The sequence below is a fragment of the Rhodoligotrophos defluvii genome, assembly GCF_005281615.1.
GTDB lineage: Bacteria > Pseudomonadota > Alphaproteobacteria > Rhizobiales > Im1 > Rhodoligotrophos > Rhodoligotrophos defluvii.
Genome location: NZ_SZZM01000002.1, coordinates 685,065 through 709,107 on the forward strand (window position 1 = coordinate 685,065; position 24,043 = coordinate 709,107).

General features: G+C 66.1%; 22 protein-coding genes. 16 read left to right on the top strand and 6 right to left on the bottom strand.

Features of this window, described 5'->3' with window-relative positions:
• Positions 1–4 precede the first annotated feature (4 nt).
• Together E4P09_RS12300 and E4P09_RS12305 are read right to left on the bottom strand one after the other, a co-directional pair.
• Complete coding sequence (locus E4P09_RS12300) at positions 5–778, bottom strand: enoyl-CoA hydratase/isomerase family protein (protein WP_137389882.1); 774 nt, start codon at positions 776–778, stop codon at positions 5–7.
• Positions 778–1,905: an acyl-CoA dehydrogenase family protein gene (locus E4P09_RS12305; protein WP_239025150.1), complete on the bottom strand. Its 1,128-nt coding sequence runs from the start codon at positions 1,903–1,905 to the stop codon at positions 778–780. Before E4P09_RS12305 ends, E4P09_RS12300 begins: the two co-directional genes overlap by 1 nt.
• Positions 1,906–2,366: 461 nt before the next feature.
• Here E4P09_RS12305 and E4P09_RS12310 point away from each other — a divergent pair, with 461 nt between their 5' ends.
• Genes E4P09_RS12310 through E4P09_RS12325 form a run of 4 tightly spaced genes read left to right on the top strand, consistent with a single transcriptional unit; the run spans position 2,367 to position 7,814 of the window.
• Positions 2,367–4,388, top strand: coding sequence for a hydantoinase/oxoprolinase family protein (locus E4P09_RS12310; RefSeq protein ID WP_137389884.1), 2,022 nt, complete (start codon positions 2,367–2,369; stop codon positions 4,386–4,388).
• Positions 4,388–6,178, top strand: a complete 1,791-nt coding sequence (locus tag E4P09_RS12315) for a hydantoinase B/oxoprolinase family protein (protein WP_137389885.1) — start codon at positions 4,388–4,390, stop codon at positions 6,176–6,178. The genes E4P09_RS12310 and E4P09_RS12315 overlap by 1 nt, the downstream gene beginning before the upstream one ends.
• Positions 6,175–7,506: an acyclic terpene utilization AtuA family protein gene (locus E4P09_RS12320; RefSeq protein WP_137389886.1), complete on the top strand. Its 1,332-nt coding sequence runs from the start codon at positions 6,175–6,177 to the stop codon at positions 7,504–7,506. Before E4P09_RS12315 ends, E4P09_RS12320 begins: the two co-directional genes overlap by 4 nt.
• Entirely contained in the window at positions 7,503–7,814 is a 312-nt protein-coding gene (locus E4P09_RS12325; protein WP_137389887.1) for an AtuA-related protein, read from the top strand. The genes E4P09_RS12320 and E4P09_RS12325 overlap by 4 nt, the downstream gene beginning before the upstream one ends.
• A gap of 152 nt (positions 7,815–7,966) precedes the next feature.
• Here E4P09_RS12325 and E4P09_RS12330 read toward each other — a convergent pair whose 3' ends face one another.
• The 4 genes from E4P09_RS12330 to E4P09_RS12345 form a co-directional block, all read right to left on the bottom strand.
• A complete protein-coding gene (locus E4P09_RS12330; RefSeq protein ID WP_137389888.1) occupies positions 7,967–8,728 on the bottom strand; it encodes a FadR/GntR family transcriptional regulator in 762 nt (253 codons plus the stop codon).
• Positions 8,729–8,790: 62 nt separating this feature from the next.
• Entirely contained in the window at positions 8,791–8,997 is a 207-nt protein-coding gene (locus E4P09_RS12335) for a hypothetical protein (RefSeq protein ID WP_137389889.1), read from the bottom strand.
• Positions 8,994–10,433: a phenylacetate--CoA ligase family protein gene (locus tag E4P09_RS12340; protein ID WP_137389890.1), complete on the bottom strand. Its 1,440-nt coding sequence runs from the start codon at positions 10,431–10,433 to the stop codon at positions 8,994–8,996. The genes E4P09_RS12335 and E4P09_RS12340 overlap by 4 nt, the downstream gene beginning before the upstream one ends.
• A 33-nt stretch (positions 10,434–10,466) precedes the next feature.
• Positions 10,467–11,282, bottom strand: coding sequence for an enoyl-CoA hydratase/isomerase family protein (locus E4P09_RS12345; RefSeq protein WP_137389891.1), 816 nt, complete (start codon positions 11,280–11,282; stop codon positions 10,467–10,469).
• Between the two features lie 251 nt (positions 11,283–11,533).
• Here E4P09_RS12345 and E4P09_RS12350 point away from each other — a divergent pair, with 251 nt between their 5' ends.
• The 12 genes from E4P09_RS12350 to E4P09_RS12405 all read left to right on the top strand — a co-directional run bounded on the left by E4P09_RS12350 (position 11,534) and on the right by E4P09_RS12405 (position 24,032).
• Entirely contained in the window at positions 11,534–12,691 is a 1,158-nt protein-coding gene (locus E4P09_RS12350; protein WP_137389892.1) for a thiolase C-terminal domain-containing protein, read from the top strand.
• Positions 12,692–12,702: 11 nt separating this feature from the next.
• Positions 12,703–13,122 carry a Zn-ribbon domain-containing OB-fold protein gene (locus tag E4P09_RS12355; protein WP_137389893.1) on the top strand — a complete coding sequence of 140 codons (420 nt, stop codon included), beginning with the start codon at positions 12,703–12,705 and terminating at the stop codon, positions 13,120–13,122.
• Positions 13,123–13,124: 2 nt separating this feature from the next.
• Entirely contained in the window at positions 13,125–13,886 is a 762-nt protein-coding gene (locus E4P09_RS12360) for an SDR family NAD(P)-dependent oxidoreductase (protein WP_137389894.1), read from the top strand.
• A gap of 4 nt (positions 13,887–13,890) precedes the next feature.
• On the top strand, positions 13,891–14,925 hold the full coding sequence (locus tag E4P09_RS12365; protein WP_205042095.1) for a phosphotransferase: 1,035 nt from the start codon (positions 13,891–13,893) through the stop codon (positions 14,923–14,925).
• A gap of 19 nt (positions 14,926–14,944) precedes the next feature.
• The gene (locus E4P09_RS12370) at positions 14,945–16,756 is read left to right on the top strand and encodes an acyl-CoA dehydrogenase (RefSeq protein WP_137389896.1); all 1,812 of its coding nucleotides are present in this window, start codon (positions 14,945–14,947) and stop codon (positions 16,754–16,756) included.
• A gap of 384 nt (positions 16,757–17,140) precedes the next feature.
• Entirely contained in the window at positions 17,141–18,364 is a 1,224-nt protein-coding gene (locus E4P09_RS12375) for an ABC transporter substrate-binding protein (RefSeq protein ID WP_137389897.1), read from the top strand.
• Positions 18,365–18,434: 70 nt separating this feature from the next.
• Entirely contained in the window at positions 18,435–19,310 is an 876-nt protein-coding gene (locus tag E4P09_RS12380) for a branched-chain amino acid ABC transporter permease (protein WP_137389898.1), read from the top strand.
• A complete protein-coding gene (locus E4P09_RS12385; RefSeq protein ID WP_137389899.1) occupies positions 19,307–20,347 on the top strand; it encodes a branched-chain amino acid ABC transporter permease in 1,041 nt (346 codons plus the stop codon). The genes E4P09_RS12380 and E4P09_RS12385 overlap by 4 nt, the downstream gene beginning before the upstream one ends.
• Positions 20,344–21,099: an ABC transporter ATP-binding protein gene (locus tag E4P09_RS12390; RefSeq protein WP_137389900.1), complete on the top strand. Its 756-nt coding sequence runs from the start codon at positions 20,344–20,346 to the stop codon at positions 21,097–21,099. Before E4P09_RS12385 ends, E4P09_RS12390 begins: the two co-directional genes overlap by 4 nt.
• Positions 21,092–21,790 (top strand): ABC transporter ATP-binding protein, encoded by a 699-nt coding sequence (locus E4P09_RS12395; protein ID WP_137389901.1) that lies wholly within the window; start codon positions 21,092–21,094, stop codon positions 21,788–21,790. Before E4P09_RS12390 ends, E4P09_RS12395 begins: the two co-directional genes overlap by 8 nt.
• A 2-nt stretch (positions 21,791–21,792) precedes the next feature.
• A complete protein-coding gene (locus E4P09_RS26690; RefSeq protein WP_137389902.1) occupies positions 21,793–23,250 on the top strand; it encodes an FAD-dependent oxidoreductase in 1,458 nt (485 codons plus the stop codon).
• Positions 23,251–23,264: 14 nt separating this feature from the next.
• Complete coding sequence (locus tag E4P09_RS12405; protein ID WP_137389903.1) at positions 23,265–24,032, top strand: SDR family NAD(P)-dependent oxidoreductase; 768 nt, start codon at positions 23,265–23,267, stop codon at positions 24,030–24,032.
• Positions 24,033–24,043 lie beyond the last annotated feature (11 nt).

The following is a 24,043-nucleotide window of genomic DNA, read 5'->3' on the forward strand; positions in this document are numbered from 1 at the left end:
CACCTCAGGCCCCCTTGAACTTGGCGGGACGTTTCTCGGCAAACGCCTTGGGCCCTTCGGCCGCATCCTCGGTGAATTGCAGCATGCGGTTGGTCATCTGCTCCAGGCGCAGGCCGGCCGTCAGCGGCATCTCGCGGGCGCGCACCGCCAGCTCCTTTGCCGCCTGCACCGCCAGCGGCGCATTGGCGGCGATGCGGCGGGCATAGGCCATGGCCTCGTCCATCAGCGTCTCCGCCGGCACCACCCGGTTGATCAGACCCCAGCGCGCGGCGGTCTCCGCATCGATCGGATCGCCCGTGAGCAGCATCTCCATGCCGATCGCATAGGGAAGCTGGCTCAGGATGCGCTGGGTGCCGCCATTACCGGCGATCACGCCGCGCTTCACCTCCGCGAGCGAGAAGGTGGCATGGGGTGCCGCGAGCCTGATATCGGTCGCCAGCAGCAGGGTCATGCCACCGCCCAGACAATAGCCGTTCACCGCGGCGATCACCGGCTTCCACACTTCGAGGCCGCGGTTCAGCAGCTGCTCCTTCTGGGTCAGCCACATCTCCGCCAGCTCCGGCGGCTTGGACACGAAGCTCTTGAGATCGGCCCCCGTGGTGAACGAGCGCTCGCCGGCACCGGTCACCACAGCCACCCGGATCTCCGGCTCGTCCCGCACCCTTGTCCAGGCGCGCGACAGGCCGGCATAATGCCCCGCATCCATCGCATTCAGCCGTTCCGGCCGGTTGATGGTGATGACGGCAATCCCGTCCTCCACATCCACATCGATCGACATCAGGCCACCTGACTTAACAGCTCGCGCGCCACCACCATGCGATGCACCTCCGAGGGCCCCTCGCCGATGCGCTTGATGCGCATCTCGCGGTACCAACGCTCCAGCGGCATCTCGCAAGCCACCCCGAGCCCGCCGAAGATCTGGATGCAGCGGTCGACGATACGGCCGGCGGTTTCCGTGGCGAACACCTTGCAGATCGAGGCATCGACCTTGATGTCCTTGCCGAGGTCCGCATTCCATGCCGCCTGGAACACCAGCAGCCGCGCCGCCCGCAGCTCGATCTCCGAATCCGCGATCATCCACTGGATCGCCTGCTTGTCCGCCAGGGGTGAGTTGAAGGTCCTGCGCTCGCGCGCCCACTTGACCGCCATGCGCAGGGCCGCGTCTGCAATGCCGAGCGTCGCCGCCGCATAGGGCACGCGCCCATGCACCAGCCATGTTTCGGCCAGCTTGAAGCCCTCGCCCTCCTCGCCCAGCCGGTTCTCCACCGGGACTTCGCAATTGTCGAAGGTGAGCTCGTAAGGCGAATAGGAGCGAATGACGGGGATGCGCTTGAGGCTCAGGCCCGGCCTGTCCTTCTCCACGATGAAGGAGGTGATGTTCCCGCGTGACTTCTCGCTGCCGGTGCGGGCGAACACGATGCCCCATTTGGCTTGGGCGGCGCCGGAGATCCACACCTTTGTGCCGTTGAGCACATAGCGATCACCCCTGCGCTCGGCGCGGGTCTCGATGGCGCGCGCAGGGTCCGACCCGCCGGAGGGTTCGGAAATCGCCACGAAGGTCTTGTCGCCCGCTTCGATCACGGGCAGCGCATATTTCTCGATCTGCTGCCGGGTGCCCTTGAAGATCACATTCGGCGGATCGAAGCCGAAGGCGCCGCAGGCCGGGATATAGGCGCCCATCCGGCACTTCGCCGCCTCTTCCGCCACCAGGCACTGGCCGAGCAGGCTCAAGCCCGCCCCGCCATATTGCGCCGGCGTCTGCACCTGCCACAGGCCGATCGCCCGCGCCTTGGCCTGCAGCTGTTTCAGCACGTCATCCGGCAGCGTGAATGCGTCGTGCTCGACCTTGTCTTCCTCCGGGATGACCTCTCGTTCCATGAAACGCCGCGCGGTCTGCTGCAGCATTGCCAGGTCCGACGGGAGTTCCCAGCTTCCATTGTCATTCATCCGTTCGAGCCTCGATTTGAAACAAGCGGCCGCGAGCAGCCGAGCGGCATCGTGCCGGGCGCATTGTCGCGCATGGCCTCTTCGGAAGATTGTGGAGTTGCTGCGAAGGCCGAGACGTCATCCCAGCAATCCTCCCGGCAACGCTCTTTCCGGCGTCTGTTCGCAAGGATTGTCCAGCCGGCCGCCACCTGTCAACAAATTATCGGACCAATATTCTGGAAAATTATCAGACCAAACTGCTTGACGAATTTTTCGCACCGTTCCTATGATCAGGCGAGCTCGCCGCAAGAGCGGGCAGGATCATCGGGAGGAAAGGTGCCCGTGTGCGCACTGCCGGCATTCGCACCGGCCGCCGCACCTCATCCGCCCTTCCCGGTCCGGTTCTCACATTCCAAGGGTACCCGAGCGGAGGCCGTATCGTGGCAGGACTTGTCGGCATCGACGTGGGCGGAACGTTCACGGATCTCTTCTACTCCACCGACGGCATCAATGCCGACCGCATCTGCAAAGTCCCCTCGACCCCGGAAGATCCCTCCAACGGCCTCATCGACGCCCTGAACCGGGCGGACATACCGGCCGACGGCGTGGATCTGATCCTGCATGGCACGACCATCGCCACCAATGCCCTGATCGAGCGGCGTGGCGCACGCTGCGCCCTCGTCACCACCAAGGGCTTCCGCGACGTGCTGGAGCTCGGCCGCCGCGACCGGCCCCATTTCTACGGCCTCACGGGTCTGCAGAACCCGCTCATCCCCCGCGACCATCGCTGGGAAGTCAACGAGCGGATGAGCTTTCAGGGCGAGGTACTGGTGCCTCTCGACGCGCAGGAGGCGCGCGCGCTCGCCCAGGTGCTCAAGGCGCAAGAGGTCGAGGCGGTGGTCGTCTCGCTCCTCCATGCCTATGCCAACCCCGCCCATGAGCTGGAGGTCGCCGACATCCTGCGCGATGCGGAACCCTCATGGGAGATCGTCACCTCCGCCAGCGTCATCCGCGAATATTACGAGTTCGAGCGCACCAGCACCGCCGTGGTGCAAGGCTACCTCCAGCCGCTCATCTCGCGCTATGCCGACAATTTGCTGAATCGCCTGAACCGCTGGGGCTTCAGCAAGCACACCCTGGTCATGCAGTCCAATGGCGGGCTGGTGCCGGTGAAGCAGCTGCAGGAGCGCGCCGCCCATGTGGTGCGCTCAGGCCCCGCCGCCGGCGTGATCGCGGCAGCGCGCATCGCGGCGGAAGCCGGCTTCGACCGGGTGATCACCGGCGACATGGGCGGCACCAGCTTCGACGTCGCCGTGGTGATCGATGGCGAACCGGAGATTACCCCCACCACCAATCTCGAATTCCGCATTCCCCTGCGCCTGTCGATGATCAATGTGCACACCATCGGCGCCGGCGGTGGCTCCATCGCCTCCATCGATCGCGGCGGCATCCTGCAAGTCGGTCCCCGGAGTGCCGGCGCACGGCCCGGCCCGGTGTGCTTTGGCCATGGCGGCACCGAGCCAACTGTCACCGACGCCAATCTGGTGCTCAACCGCATCAATGCGGAAGACCCGATCGGCCTCACCAACCGCAGGACATTGGACGTGGAGGGCGCGCGCCAGGCCATCGGTCGCCTTGGCGAGCAGCTGGGCCTCGGCGTCGAGGAAACGGCGGAAGCGATCCTCGCCGTGGTCAACCAGAACATGGCCGGCCGCACCCGGCTCTTGTCCATTGAGCGCGGCTACGACCCGCGCGACTTCGCCCTGGTCATCTTCGGTGGGGCCGGGCCGCTGCACGGGGCCGCCATCATCCGCGCTGTCGGCATCCGCACCATGCTGGTGCCGCCCTCGCCCGGCGTGCTCTGCGCCATGGGCTGCGCGGTGGCTGACGTGCGCTACGACATCTCGCGCACGGTCGCCCGTCGCACCGACAGCTTCGATACGGTGGAGATCGCCGCCATCCTCGCCGAGCAGCAGCAGGAGGGCGAGGAAAAGCTGAAGGCGAACGACGTGCTCATCAAGCATGTGGCCGTCGCCCATTTCGCCGAGATGGCCTATGTCGGCCAGATTCATACCCTGCGCGTGCCGATCGAAAGCGGCTGGGATGCCGCCCGCATCGCCCGCGCCTTCGAGGAAGCCTATCGCCGCGAATACGGCAACACCTTGGGCGACATCGCCACCACCATCGTGTCCTTCCGCACCGTGGTGCAGGGCATGCGCGAGCACGTGCGACGCAGCCTACCCACACCGCCGCAACGATCCGCTCCGCCGCCCAGGACCACGCGCCGGGTCTATTTCGGCGGCTGGCACGAAACGCCCATTCACGACCGCCAGGCCCTGCAGCCCGGCATGGTCGTTCCCGGCCCGGCCATCGTCGAGCAGGCCGACACCACCATCGTCATCGAGCCCGATATGGCCGCGCGGGTCGACGCCTATGGCAACCTTCTCGTGGAGATCGGCTGATGGATCCCGTAACCCTTGCCGTGGTGCGCGGCGCCCTCGAGCAGATCGCCGACGAGATGGACCTGCATCTGATCCATGCGGCCATTTCGCCCATCATCTCCGAGACCAATGACTGCGCCAACGGCATCTTCCATCCGCAGAACGGCGAGACCATCGCCCAAGGCCGCTTCGGCCTGCCGGTATTCCTGGCCAATATGCAGTTCACGGTCCAGAACATCATCCCCATTGCCGAGAAGGCGGGCGGCTTCAAGCCGGGCGACGTCTGGGTCCTGAACGATCCCTATCTCTGCGGCACCCATCTGCAGGACGTGGTTCTGGTGGCACCCCATTTCGTCGATGGCGAGCTCTTCGCCCTGCTGGCCAGCACCGGCCACTGGATGGATATTGGCGGCGCCGTGCCCGGCGGCTGGGCGCCGTCCGCCCAGGACATTCACACCGAGGGCGTCCTCATCCCGCCGGTCAAGCTTTACGATCAGGGCAAGCTCAACGAAGCCCTGGTCTCCATGTTCACCCGCAATGTGCGCCTGCCCACCCAGATCGAGGGCGACCTGTTCGCCATGGCCAATGTGTTCACCGTGGCGCGCCGCGGCCTCGACAGCCTGGTCAAGCGCTATGGCGCGGACACCTTGCGCGATTGCATCACCGAGATGATCGACCGCTCGGAAAAGCAGATGCGCTCCTATATCGACGAGATCCCCGACGGCACCTATTACGCGGAAGACTACCTCGACAATGACGGCATCGTCGACAAGCCGAACAAGTTCGCCCTGTCCCTCACGGTCGAGGGCTCGTCCCTGCATTTCGACTTCTCACAGTCCGATCCGGCCGCGCGCGGGCCGGTGAACCTGGCACGCAGCACCACTCAGTCCACCTGCTATATCGCCCTCAAGCACATCTTCCCCGAAGTGCCGATCAACGGGGGCGTGTTCCGCCCCACCCGCTTCACCATTCCCGAAGGGTCGATCGTCTCGGCCGCCTATCCCTCGCCGGTCTCCGGCTATCTCGAGCCCATCGGCCGGGTGTTCGACGTGGTGCTCGGCGCCCTGTCGCAAGCCATCCCGCAGCGGGTCCCGGCGCCCGCCTTCGGCACCGTGGGCGTGGTCACGGTCGGCGGTCGCCATCCTGCGACCAATCAGTATTACGTCGCCGTCTTCCCCTATCCCGGCGGCTATGGCGGCCATTCTAAGGGCGACGGCCTGGTGCATGGCACCCCGCCCATCTCCATGGCCAATTTCATGTCCATCGAAATGTCCGAGCACCGCTATCCCCTGCAGTTCCAGGAATATGCCCTGCGCGAGGATTCCGGCGGCGCCGGCCAGTTCCGCGGCGGCTGCGGCTCGCAATACCGCTTCACCGTGCTGTCGGACGCGGTGGTCTCCGCTCTCGGCGACCGCGTCGACCACAAGCCCTTTGGCATTGCCGGCGGGCACACCGCAGCACCGAGTGTGGTGCACGTGAACAACGGCGGTCGCGAGACCACGCCACCCATGCGCAGCAAGATGGAAAAGCAGCCCATGGCCCCAGGCGACTGGCTGTTTGCCGCCTCACCCGGCGGCGGCGGCTTCGGTGACCCCACCACCAGGGCATTGGAGGCGGTCGAGCGCGACCTGAACCTGGGCTACATCTCCCGCGCCACGGCCGAAAACGTCTATGGCGTGGTCATTGCCGAAGAGCAGAAGCTCGGGCAGCGCTCGCGCTACCGTCTCGACCCTGAGGCGAGTGCGGCCAAGCGCACCAGCATGCAATCGACCGGTGAGGAACAGAAGGTACCCGCCGGGCTGCACGCATGACCGCCCCCTCAGGCGCGCCCGTATACGCGATCGGCGGCGGCGCCGGTTTCGCCGGCGACCGCACCGACGCCGCCGTGCGGCTCGCCGCCTCCGGCCAGGTCAATGCCGTAGGCCTAGAATGCCTGGCCGAGCGCACCTTGATCGCGGCGCTGACGGCCCGTGCCGCCGACCCGCAAGCCGGCGCCGATCCGCGCCTCAAGCGGCGTCTCTCACCGCTTCTTCCCTATGTCCAGAAGAACGGCTGCCGGATCATTTCCAATCTGGGTGCGGCAAACCCATCGGCCGCCGCACGCAAGGTTGCCGCCCTCGCCCGCGAGCTGGACTTGGGTCCCCTGCGCATCGCCGCCATCGAGGGCGACGACGTCATGCGTCAGCTGGACCAGGTGCGCTGGCAGGAACAGCCGGCCGGCCGGCTCATCGGCGCCCATGCCTATATCGGCGCCGAGATGATTGCCCAGGCTATGGACGAGGGCGCCGACATCGTGATCACCGGCCGCGCCGCCGACTCCGCCCTGTTCGCCGGACCCCTGCTGCCCCATCTCGACCAGCGGCCGGAGGCCGTGGCCATGGCGCTCACCGTTGGCCACCTGCTGGAATGCTCGGGCCAAGTCACCGGCGGCAATTACGAGCGGCCGGGCGGCGGTGGGCTCGATGCACCCGCTCTGGCCCAGCTCGGCTTCCCCATCGCCCATGTCAGGCGCGACGGCACGGCCGACATCACCGTGCTCGACGACGATCCAGGCATTGTCGACCGTCTCACCTGCACGCTGCAGCTCCTCTACGAGGTGCACGACCCCAGCCGCTACATCACACCCGACGGCGTCATCGACTTCACCACCACCCGCATCGAAGAAATCGGCCCGCGGCGGGTGCGGGTCTCCGGCACCGGCTTCCGCCCGGCGCCGCAGGATCTCAAGGTGGTCGGCTTTGCCGAAGAACCGGGCATGATTGCGGACGTGGAAATGGGCCTTGCCGGTTTCGGTGCCCACGAGCGCGCCCTCAGGGCGGCGGATGTGCTGCGCCACCGCCTGAGCGACTGGCCGCAGGACGATCTTCGCATCGACATCGTCGGCATCGATTCGATCCTCGGCGGCGCCTCCAGGCCAGCCAATGCCACCACCAACGAGTTGCGCGTGCATGTCTCGGCCCGTTGCCCCGACGCCGAGGCCGCGCAGATCATCGAGGACGAGGTCTATGCCCTCACCCTCTCCGGCCCTGGCGGGGGCGGCAGTCTGCGTTCCGAGAAGCGCCGCAACATCGCGACCGTCACCGGCTTCATCGACCGTGATGCCGTGCCCCTGTCCATCTCTTGGGGGACAAGCCGATGAGGGTGGGCGACATCGCCGTCGGGCGCTCGGGCGACAAGGGCGACATCCTCGACCTCACACTGGTTGCGGTGGATGACGAAGCCTATGCCCGGCTCGAACGCCATCTCACCGCGGAAGTCGCCGCCGAGGCATTGGGCCCCGCCATGCCGGGCACGGTCACCCGCTACGCTGTGCCGGGCCTGCGCGCGTTGAAATTCGTCATTCCCGGCGCCCTGCCCGGCGGTGTCCACGCCTCACTCCATGCCGGCATGCACTGGCAGAAATCCGCCATTTACATCCTGCTCGACCTGGACATCGACGAGCGGTAGTACCGCGGTGCCCCTGGATGCCCCGGCGAAGCCGGGGCATGGCGAACTATCCTGACGTTTCAGTAATTTACGTCATCATCGGCCTTGAGCCGATGATCCAGGGCCACAGGGCCAGCGCTTGCTGCATGGTCCCCGGTATGCCGGCCCGGGCTTCACTCCGGCCGTTGCGGGCTCAGGGCCGATTCCGGCATCTGCATGGGCTGGTCGATGTCGAGGCCGGTGCGGTCATAGGCCCGGTGGAAATCGGCCATGTGCCGGGTCATCCACTCCCGCACCGTGGCCTTGTCCCGCTTCTCGATCGCATCGAGGATCATGGCATGGGCGTGGATCACCCGGTCATAGGTCTTGAGCCGCGGCAGGATGATCTGCCCCGCCGGCATGAACAACAGGCTGATCGGTTCGCGCATCATCACGATCACCTTGTTGCGCGTGGCCAGCGCCAACAGGTCGTGGAACTCCGTGTCCAGCCGCACGAAGGCTTCCGTATTGTCCACGCTCTCGCGCATGGCCCTCAGGTTCTCGCGCAGCCGTGCCAGCTCGTCATCGGTGATGTGGTCCACCGCCATCTCGGCCGCGGCCGGCTCGGTCAGCATCGACGCTTCCCACAGCTCGCGGAAGCTCACCTTGTGCATGGAAAGCGCGCGCGACGCGCGGCTTGCCAGGTCCTGGAAATGCGGCAGCGTCACCTCCAGGGCGGTGCGGCCGAAGCGGGTCACCAGTCCGCTCTGCTCCAGAAGGCGGATGCCCTCGCGCACGGTCGAGCGGTGCACCCCGAACTGCTTGGCGAGCTCGATCTCGGACGGCAGCTTGTCGCCCGTCTTCAGCCGGCCCATCAGGATGTTGCGTTCGATGGCCTCCGCCACCACCCGATAGGCCGGGTGCACGGTAAGCTTATCGAACAGTGGTTCCGCCATTCACCCTCTCCCTTGCCGCTGCTAGCACTTACGCAAAACCGCGGCCGATGCCAACTGGCTCGTCATGACACCTCACCCGGCAGCGCCGGCATTACGGCCGAGGGCGCAATCTCCAGGATCTCCAGCAGCACCTCGGCCCGCTCGCGCAAATGCAGGATATGGCCGGCCAGGAACGGATCCGCCCCCTGCTCGAGCCGCGCCGCAAGATCCCGGATCTGTCCGACCAGCGCCCGCTGCTCCTCAAGGGAAAGCATCGTCGTCACAGTCATTTGCTCAACTCACCCGTGCGAAAGCCTTCCGCCCGCTCGTCCGTCCAGCGCCGGCTCTTGTATTCGTAGCTCGGCAGCTCCGAGCGATGAACCACGGCAATCTGCATGGCAATATTGGTGGTCTGCTTCAACTCCGCCGCAAGCCCCTGCAGGAAGGCGGCCCGTTCCGCCTCGGTTGCGAAGCTCACGCCGCCCTTGAAGGCCAGCCTCAGCTCCACCTGGGTGCGGCCATGATCGTCCGTGAACACGCGGCCCGCATATTCCCAGACCTTGTCGCTGCGGAACACCACGTTGTCGACCGCGCTCGGCCACATATTGTTGCCGCGGATCTTCATCATGTCGTCGATCCGCCCGATGGTGCCCGCCTCGATGCCGATCCAGTTGCGGCCGCTCGGCCCCGCCCCCGGCGGGATATAGCGGCCCTTGTCCCCGGTGCGGAAGCGGATCACCGGCGAGCCGACGATGTCCAGATTGGTCAGCACGATCTCGCCCTCTTCGCCGGGCGCCACCAGCGCCATGGTCTCCGGGTTCACGATCTCCACCAGCTGGTGCCATTCGAACACCAGCATCACCCCGCGCGCGTTCCCCTGAATCGCGCCATTCTCGCAAGTGCCCGCAATGAAGCCGGCGCCTTGCGTGCTGCCATAGCCCTCGTGCAGCTTGGCGCCCCAGAACGCCTCGATGCGCTGGGCCCATTCCACCGGATAGGGCTCGGCGGCGATGAACAGGGTGCGCAGCATGGGGAATTCGGCCTTGGGGTCTATGCCCTTGCGCCGGAACGCCTCGGTCAGGGTGTGGAGATAGCTGGTCGAGGCATAGACGAAATGGAATTCGCGGAACCGCCGCATCAGGTCGATTTTGGCTTCCGTCGAGGTCACCCCGCCGACCGGATAAGACGTCGCACCGGCCACGCGGAAGCCTTCCGTCGGCCCCCAGCCGCCGGTGGTGAGCCCGCCAGCTGGGACGCAGTTGAGCGCCGAGTCCCCGCGCCGCAGCCCGGCCATGTACCAGGGCAGGTAATGCAGGTGACCCTGCAGGGCGACGTCATGATTGGTGCGGCCGTAAATCTCCTGCCCCTGGCCGGAGGTGCCGCCGGTGAGGTTCATCAGCACCACATCTTCCCGCGGCACCCCCACACGTTGACCAAACGGGGGGCAGATCTCCTGGTCCGCCAGGCAGTCTCTCTTGCCCATGGTCGGCACCCGCGCCCGGAACTCCGCCAGGCTGCGGATCTCGTCCGGTTTCACGCCGGCCTCATCGAAGCGCGTGCGGTAAAAGCCATTCTGGGCGTAGACTCGCGCCAGCTGCCGCTTGAGCTTGGCGAATTGCAGCGCCTCAAGCTCCGCACGGCTCAAGGCGCTCAGCGCCGCAATCAGGTGCGAGGCGCCCGCCGCCTCAGCGCTTCGACTTTCCCTCTGTAGCGCCTGTGAAACCATTGGCGTCCGCTCCCCGTCTGATGGCCGACCGGCTTACTCGCCCTTCAGATCGGGCTTGCGCTTTTCCTTGAAGGCGGCAAGGCCCTCATAGGCATCATGCGACGTGGTGGCGTAGTGATGCACATATTGCAGCTCCAGCTCCAGGGCCGCGTCTCGGGCGCCGAGCCCGCCGGTATTGATCAGATATTTCGCGCCTTTCAGCCCCAGCGGGCTCTTGCGCTTGAGATCGGCGAGCACGCCATCCACCGCCGCCTCGAGCTCGGCCAGCGGAACGGAGAGGCTCACGAGCCCCATGCGCTCGGCCTCCTCGCCGCCGATCGCACGGCCGGTCAGCACCAGCAGCTTGGCCTTGAGCGGCCCGATGGTGCGCGGCAGCCGCTGCGACCCCCCGGCCCCCGGCAGCTGCGCGAAATTCAGGTGCCCGTCGGCAATCTGCGCCTCATGCGCCGCCAGCACGATGTCGCAGGCCAGCATCAGCTCCAGTCCGCCGGCCACGCAATGGCCGTGCACCACCGCGATGTAAATCTTCTCCGACCGCTCGATCTCCTCCAGCAAATGGTTGAGATCCCGCAGGAATTTCATGAATTTCGGCCGGTCGCGATAGAGCGCCATATAGCCTTCGAGATCACCGCCCGCGGAAAAGGCGCGCCCCGCGCCGCGCAGCACCACAACGGATATGCTGCTGTCTTCCTCCAGGCGCCGCACCAGCGCCAGCAGGGCTGCCACCGTGAGCCGGTCAAGGGGATTGAGCTGCTCCGGGCGGTTCAGGGTTATAGTCGCAACACCATCCCGAACGGCACACTGTACCCGCTCCTCTTCAGCGCTCGCAGCCTGATTCACCGCCTCCATCCGCTTGCCGCCTCACTACTCTCAATTCGCAATTCGAAAGGCCGCGGGGTATCCAACGCGCAGCAGCCTTCGATGCCGCTCTTCCTGAAAGGCCCTCGCCATTCCGCTTCTTGCAAGCGATTATGCGGCTTGTCCGACATGCGGTCAATCGCATCAGGACGAGATCTCGATCTTGTTTAGGGCTTGACCTCTTGTCGGACAAGCGGTGAATAGTATACCTGAGAACCTCCACCCGACCCCGGATGGCCCCCATGTTCACCCTCAGGGACAAATACGCGATCGCCGGCCTGGGCGAGACCGCCTATACCAAGAACTCCGGAACCACGGTGCTGAATCTCGCCGTGGAGGCCTGCCAGAAGGCCGCCGATGACGCGGGCGTGCCTGTCGAAGAGATCGACGGCATCATCAGCTACAATTTCGGCGACTCGGTTCCGGCCATTGCGGTGGCGACGGCGCTCGGCATCCCCAATGCCGGGTATGCCGTGGACTTTGCCGGCGGCGGCAATGCCGCCAATCTCATCACCCTCACCGCCGCCGCGGCCATCGAGGCAGGGCTTGCCAAATCGGTCCTGTGCTTCAGGGCCATGAACGGCCGTTCCGGCTTCCGTCTGGGCGGCGGCCGCGAGTTCCAGGCCCGCGGCATCACCCAATACACCGCCCCCTTCGGCTGGATCACCTATCCCCAGGCCATGGCCATGTGGTGCCGCCGGCACATGATCGAATACGGCACCACCGCGGAGCAGCTCGGCAGCGTCGCGATCACCTTCCGGGAGAATGCCTCCCTCAACGAACGGGCCATGCAGCGCGAGCCCATCACCATGGACGACTACATGGCCTCGCGCTTCATCGTCGAGCCGTTCCGCATGCTGGACATCTGCCTGGAAACCGACGGCGCCTGCGCCGTGCTAGTCACCAAGGCCGAGCATGCCCGCGACCTCAGGCACACACCGGTCTATATCATGGGCGGCGCCTATGGCGGCGGCCCCAACCAGGGCGAAGACCTGTTCGATGCCATCCGCTGGCCCGACCACTCCCAGAACTATGCGGCCTATATCGCCGACGACCTCTGGCGCAGCGCCGGCATTGGCCCGCAAGATGTCGACCTGGCCGAGATCTATGACTGCTTCACCTATAGCGTGATCATGCAGTTGGAAGGCTTGGGCTTCTGCAAGCCGGGCGAAGGCGGCCCATTCGTCGCCAGCGGCGCCATCAAGCGCGATGGCAGCCTGCCGCTCAACACCCATGGCGGCCTCCTCTCGGAAGCCTATATCCACGGCCTCAACCACGTGCTGGAGGCGGTGCGCCAGCTGCGCGGCGAGGCTGGCCCGCGCCAGATCCCCGGCGCCGAAATCGCCCTGACCACGGCAGGCGCGATGACCTGCGGCAGCGCCATGGTGCTGAGGGCTTGAAGGACAACGACATGAACGACGCCTCCAAGCCGATCCCCGTCGCCGACAGCGACTCCGCACCGTTCTGGGAGGGCTGCCGGGAGCACCGGCTGCTGATCCAGCGCTGCGCGAGCTGCAAGACCCCACGCTTCCCGCCCATGCGCGCCTGCCCAAAATGCCATTCAACCCTGTCGGAATGGTTCGAGGCCTCGGGCCGCGGCACCGTCTATAGCTGGATCGTGGTGCAGCACCCGGTCCCACGCGAGGTTTATGGCCAGGACGTGCCCTACGTGGTCGCTCTCATCGATCTCGAAGAAGGGGTGCGCATGGTCAGCAACATCATCGGTCTTGATCCCCGCGCCATCGGTGCGAATATGCCGGTCGAGGTGACGTTCGAGCCGGGCGAGGGGGACGTCGTGTTGCCGAAGTTCAAGCCGCGCGAGGCGCCATAGCCATGCCATCCTTCGACCTGACCGGCAGAACGGCCTTCATCACCGGCGGGGGTGGCGGGCTTGGCACCATGGCCTGCCGCACCCTGGCCGATGCAGGGGCCGCCGTGGCGGTGGTGGCCCGCTCGCTCGACAAATGCGAGGCGGTGGCCCAATCCATCCGCGAGCGTGGCGGCAAGGCCCAGGCGATCCAGGCCGACGTCCTGGACACAGCCCAGATCACCGCCGCCATGGACAAAGCCGAGCAGGAGCTTGGCCCCATTGACATCCTTATCAACAATGCCGGCATCACCTCGCCCAAGCGCCTGCTCGACCTTGCGGAGGAAGAGTGGGACCGGATCATCGACGTCAGCCTGAAGGGCGCGTTCCTGTGCACCAAGGCCGTCGCCCCGCGCATGATCGGGCGTGGTCGCGGCCGTATTATCAATATGGGCTCGATCCTCTCCGCCCGCGCGCTCGCCCGCCGTTCGGCTTACGCCGCGGCCAAGGCTGGCCTCGTGAATTTCACCCGCGCCTGCGCCATAGAGCTCGGCCCCCATGGCATCACCGTGAACGCGCTGGGCCCGACGGTCATCGTCACCGACCTCAACCGCGACCTGGTGGCCAAGCATCCGCAATATTACCAGGTCATCATCGATCGCACGCCCCTGGGCCGGCTCGGCCAGATCAGCGATCTCGAAGGCCCGCTTCTGTTCCTGGCTTCCGACGCCGCCGGTTTCGTCAGTGGCCAGGCCCTCTATGTGGATGGCGGCTATTCCGCCAGCTAACATTATGACCCTGACTGCTCCTTCCCCCGCAGTGCTCGACCGCGCGGCGCTGGCCACATATCTTGCACCGCGCCTCGCGGGCGACTGGCGTGATCTTGAGATCACCCCGTTCACCGGCGGCCAATCCAACCCCACTTTCCTGCTGCGCGCCGGCGCCGAGCAATACGTACTGCGCAAGCGCCCGCCCGGGCCTCTTCTGCCTTCGGCCCACGCCATCGATCGCGAATACCGGGTCATGCAGGCGCTCGCCAACACGGCGGTGCCCGTCCCGCGCCTTCACGTATTCTGCGAGGATGAAGCCATCCTCGGCACCACCTTCTTCGTCATGGATTACGTGCCGGGGCGGGTGATCAAGCAGCCGGACCTGCCCGGCGTTTCCCGCCAACAGCGCGCCGCCACCTATGAGGCGATGGCTGCCTGCCTCGCCGCCTTGCACACGGTCGACCTCAACGCCGCCGGCCTTGCCGATTACGGTCGGCCCCAGGGCTACTATGCGCGCCAGGTGAAGCGCTGGACGGAGCAGTATCGGGCGAGCGAAACGCGCACCATTCCCGAAATGGAAGAGCTGATCGCCTGGCTGCCCACCAACCTGCCACAGGAAGGCCCCGCCTCGCTCGTTCATGGCGATTTCCGCCTGGAAAACCTCATCCTTCACCCGAGCGAATCGACGATTCTGGCGGTGCTCGACTGGGAATTGTCGACCCTCGGCGACCCCCTGGGCGATCTCGCCTATAGCTGCCTGCCTTGGCACCTGCCGCCGCACGCCTTCGGTGGCCTCAAGAGTCGCGATCTCGAGAACACCGGCATCCCGCAGGAAGCCGACTACCTCCAGGCCTACTGTCGGCGCACCGGCCGCAGTCATATCGACCAGTGGCATTTCTATGTGGCCTTTGCCCTGTTCCGGTTGGCGGCCATTCTGCAGGGCGTGTTCAAGCGCGCGCTCGACGGCAATGCCGCCTCGCCGGAGGCGCGCCAACGTGGCGCCCTCGCATCTGTTTGCGCTGGAGCGGGATGGGCGGCCATAATGGACAGCAGATAACATCGCTGACGGGAGTTCCATGACGACACCGGCCATGCTGCTGTCCAGGCGCGATCTCGACTTCCTGCTCTATGAAATGCTCGACGCGGAAAGCCTCACCGCCCGCGCGCGCTTTGCCGAGCACGGCCGCGAGACCTTCGATGGCGCTCTCGACCTTTCCGCCCAGCTCGCCGCCGATCTGTTCCGGCCGCATAACAAGCTGTCGGATCAGAACGAGCCGCGCTTCGTCAATGGCCGGGTGGAGATGATCCCCGAGGTCAAGACGGCACTCGCCGCCTATGCGGAGGCGGGGCTGCTCGCGGCCACCCAAGACGCAACCCTCGGCGGCATGCAGCTGCCGATGACCATCGCCCAGGCCTGCTATGCCTATTTCGATGCGGCGAATGTCAGCACCGCGTCCTATGGCATGCTCACCATCGCCAATGCCAACCTGCTTGCACGCTACGGGTCGGAGCAGCAGAAGCGTCTCTATCTGCCGGGCCTGCTCAGCGGACGTTTTCTCGGCACCATGTGCCTTTCGGAGACCCAGGCCGGCTCGTCGCTCGCCGATATCCGCACCACCGCCGACCCGCAGCCGGACGGCACCTACCAGATTACCGGCTCCAAGATGTGGATCTCGGCCGGCGAGCACGAGCTGAGCGACAACATCATTCACCTGGTTTTGGCACGTCTGCGCGATGCGCCGCCCGGCGCCAAGGGCATCTCCCTGTTTCTGGTGCCCAAGCGCCATATAGCCGAGGATGGCACGGTCGGCGCGAGCAACAACGTGGTGCTGGCCGGCCTCAACCACAAAATGGGCTTTCGCGGCATCACCAATTGCGTGCTGAATTTCGGCGAGAGCGGCGCCACCATCGCAACCATGGTCGGCGAGCCCAACAAGGGCCTCGCCTATATGTTCCACATGATGAACGAGGCACGCATCGCCATCGGCCGCTGCGCCACCATGCTCGGCTATACCGGCTATCTCCACGCGCTCGACTATGCCCGCACCCGCCTGCAAGGCCGCCCCCCTGCCGCCAAGGATCCGACCCAGCCGCCGGTGCCCATCATCGCGCATGCGGATGTGCGGCGTATGCTGCTGGCCCAGAAAGCCTATGTGGAAGGCGCGCTCGCCCTGATCCTCACCTGCGCCCGCCTGGTGGACGAGCAGGCCACCGCCGCAACCGAGCAGGAGCGCGCCGACACCAATCTGCTGCTCGACGTGCTCACGCCTATCGCCAAGGCCTGGCCGTCGAAATACTGTCTCGCCGCCAATGACCTGGCCATCCAGGTGCATGGCGGTTACGGCTATACCCGCGAGTTCGACGTGGAGCAGTTCTACCGCGACAACCGGCTGAACCCGATCCACGAAGGCACCAATGGCATCCAGGCCCTCGACCTGCTTGGCCGCAAGGTGATGATGGACGACGGCGCCGCCTTCCGCCTGATTATCGATCGTATGGGCGAGACGACGCGGCAGGCGGAGGCAAGCGCCAGCCCGGACGTTCGCGCCTGGGGCGCGGATCTCTCCCGTGCTCTGGATGCGTTGACGGAGACGACGGCCGCCTTGCGCGACGAGCCCGATGTCGAGCGGCGGCTGGCCAACGCCTCGGTCTATCTCGACGTGTTCGGCCACACCGTGATCGCCTGGATGTGGCTGACCCAGGCGATCGCCGCCGCCCACCGGCTGAGCAGCGATGGCGTCTCGGGCGCCGACCGCGATTTCTATTCCGGTAAGCTGCAGGCCTGCCGCTATTTCTTCCAATGGGAACTGCCGCAGGTGCAACCCGGCCACGCGCTGCTGCGCCGCCGTGACCCCGCCTGCCTCGACATGCGCGACAGCTGGTTCTGAAGACTCCTCCTTTCAAAGCCGTCATGCGCCGGCTTGACCGGCGCATCCAGGGCCGCACGGCACACGCCTTCCCCTGCCGTCCTGGATTGCCGCGTCAAGCGCGGTAATGACGAGAGTGGCTAAAACAACCCGTCATGCGCCGGCTTGACCGGCGCATCCAGGGCCACGCGGCACACGCTTTTCCCCGGGCGTTCCGGATCGCTGTCAAGCGCGGCAATGACGGCGCTGAAGAAGGTCAGTTTCGACTTGCGGCCAATAGGGAATGAGCTAAGATTGACCTGTTGTCGGACAGACCGTCAACAAGATGAGGTTCACCCATCGCGCCGAGTTGGGGAGACACCACGCGCGAGGCGCCGAAAGAGCGCCTAACCCGGGAGGGAATGAATGGATTGGTTTTCAGTGTCGCGCCGCGGTGTTCTCGCGGCTGCGTTCTCCGCTGTCCTCGCCTTCTCTGCCTCGCAGACGCAGGCCCAGGAGAAGCCGATCAAGATCGGCCTCACCACGGACTTGACCGGCATCGCCGCCGCCTATGCGCGCGACCAGGTGGACTCCGTGCAGCTGGCCATTGACGAGATCAACGCCGCCGGCGGCATCAAGGGCCGCCAGCTCGAGCTGCTCGTGCGCGATTCAGCACTCAAGCCGGAGCTGGGCTCGAGCCTTACCCGCGACCTCATCGTGCGCGAGAAGGTCGATTACCTGATCGGCCCCGACGCGAGCTCCGTGGGCGTCGCGGTCACCAATGTGGCCAAGCAGTACAAGAAGGTCGTCGTCATGACGATCCCGAACACCCCGCGGCTGGTGGGCGAGCTGTTCCACCCCTATTTCTTCACCATCGTGCCGAGCGGCACCATGCTGGCCCGTGCCATGGCCGAGGGCATTGGCAAGGACAACCAGAAGATCGCCTTCATCGGCGGCGATTACGAAGCCTCCCACCAGGCCATCAAATATTTCGGCGACTGGCTGGCCAAGGTCAATCCGAACGCCAAGATCATCAACCAGCAATGGCCCAAGCTCGGCGAGCCGGATTTCACGCCCTATATCACCCAGCTCATGTCGGCCCAGCCGGACATCGTGTTCTCCTACCTCTGGGGCGCCGACCTGATCGCCTTCATCAAGCAGGCCAAGCCCTACGGCTTCTTCGAGAAGACCAAGTTCGCCACCCTCTTGTTCCTGGATGATCTGGTCGCGCTCGGCGACGACATGCCCGACGGCATCATCGGCCAGATGTATGCGCCGCCCTTCGGCACCAAGAGCGAGAAGATGGATGCCTTCATCAAGAAGTACCAGGACAAGTACAACAAATACCCGTCGGACTGGGCGGTGATGGGTTATGACGGCATGATGATCCTGGCCGAAGGCATCAAGAACGCCAGCGACTGGGACTCGGACTCGGTCTCCGAAGCCATCCTCAAGCTCAAATATGACGGGCTGCAGGGGCCGATCGTCTTCCGCGACGTGGACCACCAGGGCAATGTGCCTTCCTTCCTCGGCACCACCGGCAAGGTGGAAGGCCTGCCGTTCAAAGGCCTCGTGGACATCAAGCGTATCGAGGCTGAAACGGTCATGCCCACGCCGGAGGAGATCCTGGCGCAACGGAAGGGCAACTGACCCGACCGGCGCGCCTGAACAGGGCGCGCCGCGACCTGGCTATTCGTTTGCGTAATTTGACCGGCTCCGCATGTTGACCGACGTCCTCATCCAGCTCCTCAGTGGCGTAAGCCGCGGGATGATCCTGTTCGTGGTCGCGTCCGGCCTGACGCTGATCTTCGGTGTGCTGAGGATCGCCAACTTCGCCCATGGCTCCTTCTACATGATGGCCGCTTTCACGGCTTACGCGGTCACCATGGCCCTGGGCGGCTCGAATTTCAGCTTCGTCGCCTCGCTCATTATCGCGCCCCTGGTGGTCGCCGCCTTCGGGCTTGCTTTCGAATTCTTCCTGCTGCGCCGCATCGCCAAGCGCGAGCACCTCTACCAGCTGATCATGACCTTCGCGGCCACCCTCATCATCTCCGACGGCATCAAGATGATCTGGGGCGGTGCCTATCGCTCGATCGGCTATCCGCCCATGCTCAGCGGCAGCCTGGATATTCTCGGCCGCCCCTTCCCGGCCTACTACCTCCTCGTCATCATCTTGGGCCTGGCCATCGCCGCAGGCCTCAGCTGGATGATCGAGCGCACCCGCTTCGGCCGCACCATCAGCGCCGCCGTGGTCGATCCGGAAATGGTCGGCGCGCTCGGCGTGAATGTGCCGCGGCTCTACACGCTCGTCTTCGGCCTCGGCGCCTGGCTCGCCGGCGTCGGCGGGGCCTTGGCCGCGCCCATCGGCTCGGTCTCCCTCGGCATCGACAATTCCATCATCATCGAATCCTTCGCCGTGGTCATCATTGGCGGCAGCGGCAGCATCCCCGGCGCGCTCGCCGCCGCCCTCATCATCGGTATCGTGCAGTCGCTCGGCATCATGGTGGCGCCGCGCCTGGCCATCGCCTTCATCTTCATCGCCCTCTGCGCCGTGCTGCTCCTGCGCCCGCAAGGCCTGCTGGGGAGGCGCGTATGACGGCATCCGGCGCAAACCGCCCCTGGTCGCTCATCGCCGCCATCGCCGTGCTCGTGGTGCTGGTGCTCCTGCCCAAGCTGGTCAGCGAGGGCGACCTCTTCCTCATGGTCGACGTGCTCATCGCCGTCCTCTTCGCCATGAGCTACAACCTGGTGCTGGGCCAGACCGGCCTTCTGTCCTTCGGCCACGCCGCGTTTTTCGGTGTCGGCGCCTATACGGTCGCGCTGCTGCAGATGCATCTCGACCTGCCGGTGCCGGTCGGCATGGTCGCCGCCCCATTCGTGGCCGGCCTCCTGGCCCTCGCCATCGGCTTCTTCACCGTGCGGGTGTCCGGCATGTATTTCGCCATGCTGACCCTTGCCTTCTCGCAGCTGGTCTTCGCCATCGTCGCCGGCTGGTATTCCTTCACCGGCGGCGACAATGGCGCGCCGGTCATGCCGCCGGAGTTCCTGTTCGACACCATCAACTTCTATTATCTCGCGCTCGCCGTGGTCACCGCCGGCATCATCCTCATCCGGCTCATCGTCTCGTCCCCCTTCGGCACCGCCCTCGCCGCCATCCGCGAGAACCCGCAGCGGGCGAGCTTCGTCGGCCTCAACATCCGACTCTACCAGCTCGCCGCCTTCACCATTTCCGGTGCCCTCACCGGGGTGGCCGGCGCCCTGCGCGCCTCGTTCCATCAGATGGCATTTCCGTCCCTGCTGTTCTGGCCGCAGTCCGCGGAACCGGTGTTGATGACCCTGGCCGGCGGGATGCACACCTTCTTCGGGCCGGCAGTGGGTGCCGCCATTTTCACCCTGCTCAATTTCTTCGTGGCGAGCTACACGGATTATCCGCTGTTCGTCTTCGGGATCGTGGTGCTGCTGCTGGTGCTATTCCTGCCCGAAGGGGTGCTCGGCACGGCATTGGGCAAGCATCGCCGCGGCTGGCGCCGCCAAGCCGCTCCGAAGCCGCCGGCCGAACCAACGCCCGCCGCCAAAGCGCCCACACCCGCACCGGAGGCGGCTCGCCCCCTGCCGACGGGGCAGCGGCCATGAGCGAAGCAGTGCTCGACATCCGTGGCGTCACCAAGACCTTCGGCGGCTTCAAGGCTCTGTCGGATATGAGCCTCACCCTCTACAAGGGCGAGATCCTCGCGCTCATCGGCCCCAATGGCGCCGGCAAGAGCACCCTGCTCAACGTGGCCTCCGGCGCGCTCAGCCCGAATGCGGGCGATGTCGTCTATAACGGCGCCAGCATTGCGGGCCTCCCGCCGCACCGGCTGGTGCATCTCGGCATTGCCCGCTCGTTCCAGATCACCAGCATCTTCCCCCGGCTCACCGCCGCCGAGAATGTGCGCGTGGCCCTCATGGCCCGCCGCGGCCTGTGTGCCCGCTTTCTGCAGCCCGCCCGCAACATGCTGCGGGACGAGGTCCAGCATCTGCTGGAGCAGGTGCGCATGAGCGATCGCGGCGATCGCCTGGCCGGCGAGCTGGCGGCCGGCGACCGCAAGCGCCTGGAATTCGCCGTCGCCCTGGCCGGCAACCCCTCCGTGGTGCTGCTGGACGAGCCCACCGCCGGCATGAGCGCCGCCGAACGGGCGCTGGTGGTCGACGTCATCCGTGAGCTGAACGCGCGCTCGGGCGTGAGCCTGCTGTTCACCGAGCATGATATCGACATGGTCTTCGCCCTCGCCCAGCGCATCGCCGTCATGCACCAGGGCAGCAAGATCGCCGAAGGCAGTCCCGCCGAAGTGCGCGCCAATCCGCGCGTGCAGGAGGTCTACCTCGGAGAGCACGGCCATGCTTGAGTGCCGCAGCCTCGCCACCTTCTATGATGCCGCGCAGATCCTGTTCGACGTCTCGCTCAGCCTCGGACAAGGCCGCGCCGCCTGCCTGCTCGGCCGCAACGGCGTGGGCAAGACCACCTGCCTTAAGACGATCATGGGCCTAACCCCGCCCGTGGCCGGAAGCGTGACCTTCCGCGGTCGCGACATCACCGGCCGCCCCGCTTATTGGGTGGCGCAGCAGGGCATCGGCTATGTGCCGGAAGACAGGCGCATTTTCCCGGATCTCTCGGTCGAGGACAATTTGCTGATCGCCGAGAAGGACAATCCGGACGGCATCAGGTGGACCCTGGCCAAGAGCTATGAGGTGTTCCCACCGCTCTATGAGTTCCGCGAACGGCAGGGCGGCTATTTGAGCGGCGGCCAGCAGCAGATGCTCACCATTGCGCGCACCCTCATGGGCCGACCCAGCCTGCTGCTCATCGACGAGCCGACGGAAGGGCTCTCGCCCATCGTCGTACGCACCCTGGAAGAGGCGATCCTCGGCCTCAAGCAGGAAGGGCTCACCATGCTCCTTGCCGCGCAGGACATGCACTTCGCCCACCACGTTGCCGACGAGGTGCATGTGATGAACCGCGGCACCATCGTCTATAGCGGCACGGTGGAGCAGGCGAAGGCGGAGGCCGACAAGGTGCTCGCCCACCTCGCGGTGTGAGCATGGCGGGCGCGCCCGGCGAAGCGGCTGCGGATGTCGTCGTGGTCGGCGGCGGCGGATCGGGGCTGGCTGCGGCCATCTCCGCCGCGGAATGCGGCCGTTCGGTCATCCTGCTGGAGAAGAACCCGCATCTCGGCGGCAGCACCCGCTGGTCGGTCGGCTCCATCACCGCATCGGGCACGCCCCATCAGCGCCGCCACGGCATCACCGATACGCCCCAAGCCCATTTCGAAGACATGGGCAAGTTCGCCGGGCCGCTTGCCAATCGCGACAACCTCTCGCTCCGCCGCCTGCTCACCGAGAATGTGCCGCAGACCTTCGCCTGGCTCCGCGCCATGGGCGTCGAGTTCTTCGGCCCTATGGAGGAGCCGCCCCATCGCGTCCCGCGCATGCACAATGTGCTGCCCAACTCCCAGGCCTATATCTTCCACCTGTCGCGCCGCGCCCGGAGGCTCGGCATCGACATCAGGCTGAACACCCAAGCCACTCGCATCGTGCTTGAGGGCGGCCGCGCCACGGCCATTGAAGCCGTAACGGAAGCCGGCACCACCCGGTTCGCGGCGCGCAACGGCATCGTGCTGGCCGGCGGCGACTACAGCAACAACAGCAGCATGAAGGCGGAACTCGCCTCGGCAGCGCTCGCTAAGGTGCCGGCCGTCAACCCCACCGCCACGGGCGACTGCCAGCGCATGGTCGAGGCGATCGGCGGCGAGATCCTCAACGGCGACCTGGTGCTGGGGCCTGTGCTCCGCTTCGCCCCGCCCAAGCGGCGGATGCTCCATCAGCAGATCCCGCCCGTGACTGCCTTGACCCGCCTCATGCGCCTCGGTCTCGAAGCAATGCCGCCCGCCCTGGTGCGCCCTTTCGTCATGGGCTTCATGACCACCGTGCTCGCACCGGAGATGAGCCTTTACCGCAACGGCGCCGTGCTGGTCGGCCGCGACGGCCACAAGCTCGCGCTCGACGGGGTAACGCCCGGGCAGGCCGTGGCCGCAACCGTGGACAATACCGCCTTCATCCTATTCGATGATCGGGTCGCTAAGGCCTATACCGCCTGGCCCAATTTCTTATCCACCGCTCCCGGCGTCGCCTATGCCTATCTGCCGGATTACCAGCGCACCCGCCCCGACCTCTGCCACCAGGCGGATGATGTCTCAGGTCTCGCCCACAAGCTCGGCATGCCCGCCGACGCCCTCGCCGCTGCCGTCAACACCACGCCCACCGGGCCCGTCCACGCCCTCGGACCGCTGCATGCCTTCGTGGTGCTGACCGATGGCGGGGTGCGGGTATCTGACCGGCTGGAGGTGCTGACCCGGGCCGGCGAACCGGTCCCCGGCCTGTTCGCCGCCGGCTCCACCGGACAAGGCGGCCTTCTGCTCGAAGGCCATGGCCATCACCTCGGCTGGGCCTTCACCTCCGGCCGCATCGCTGGGCGCAATGCGGCGCAATACAGCCCATGACGGAGATTTGAGACATGAACCGGCTCGCAGGCAAGGTTGCCCTCATCACGGGAGCAGGCTCAGGAATAGGCGCCGCCACTGCGCAGCGTTTCGCCGCCGAGGGTGCACGCGTTCTGCTCACCGATATAGCCGGCGACCGAGTGCGGGCGGTCGTGGAGGAGATCGGCGATCAGGCCCGCTGGCTGGTGGCCGACCACACCCGCGAGGACGATTGCCAAGCCGCGGTGCAGGCGGCCATCGAAGCCTTCGGCGCATTGCACGTGCTGCACAACAATGCCGGCGTGCCGCAGCAAGGCGGGGTCGAGGCCATTTCGCCCGACGAATTCCGCAATGTCATCGGCGCCAACCTGGTCGGCCCCTTTCTCATGACCAAGGCGGCCATCCCGCATCTGCGCGCGGCGGCTGAAGGCGGCGCCAATGCCTCCATCCTGTTCACCGGGTCGATCCAGTCCTTGATGGTGCGGGCGGGCTTCACCGCCTATGCCGCCTCCAAGCACGGCATTGGCGGTCTGGTCGGCGCGATCGCGCTCGAATTCGCCTCCGTGCCGATCCGCGTGAACGCCCTTTGCCCCGGGCCGATCGACACCCCGCTCATGCGCGAGATCGGCCGGCGCTCCGGCGATGAGGAGGCGTTCCTTTCGACCTTCCGCGCCGGCATACCCATGAAGCGGCTGATCGGCCTCGATGACGTCGCCGCCGCAGCCGTGTTCTTGAGCAGCGACGAGGCTAAGATGATCACCGGCGTGATGCTGCCCATCGATGGCGGCCTGACCGCCCGCTGAAGGTTCCGGCA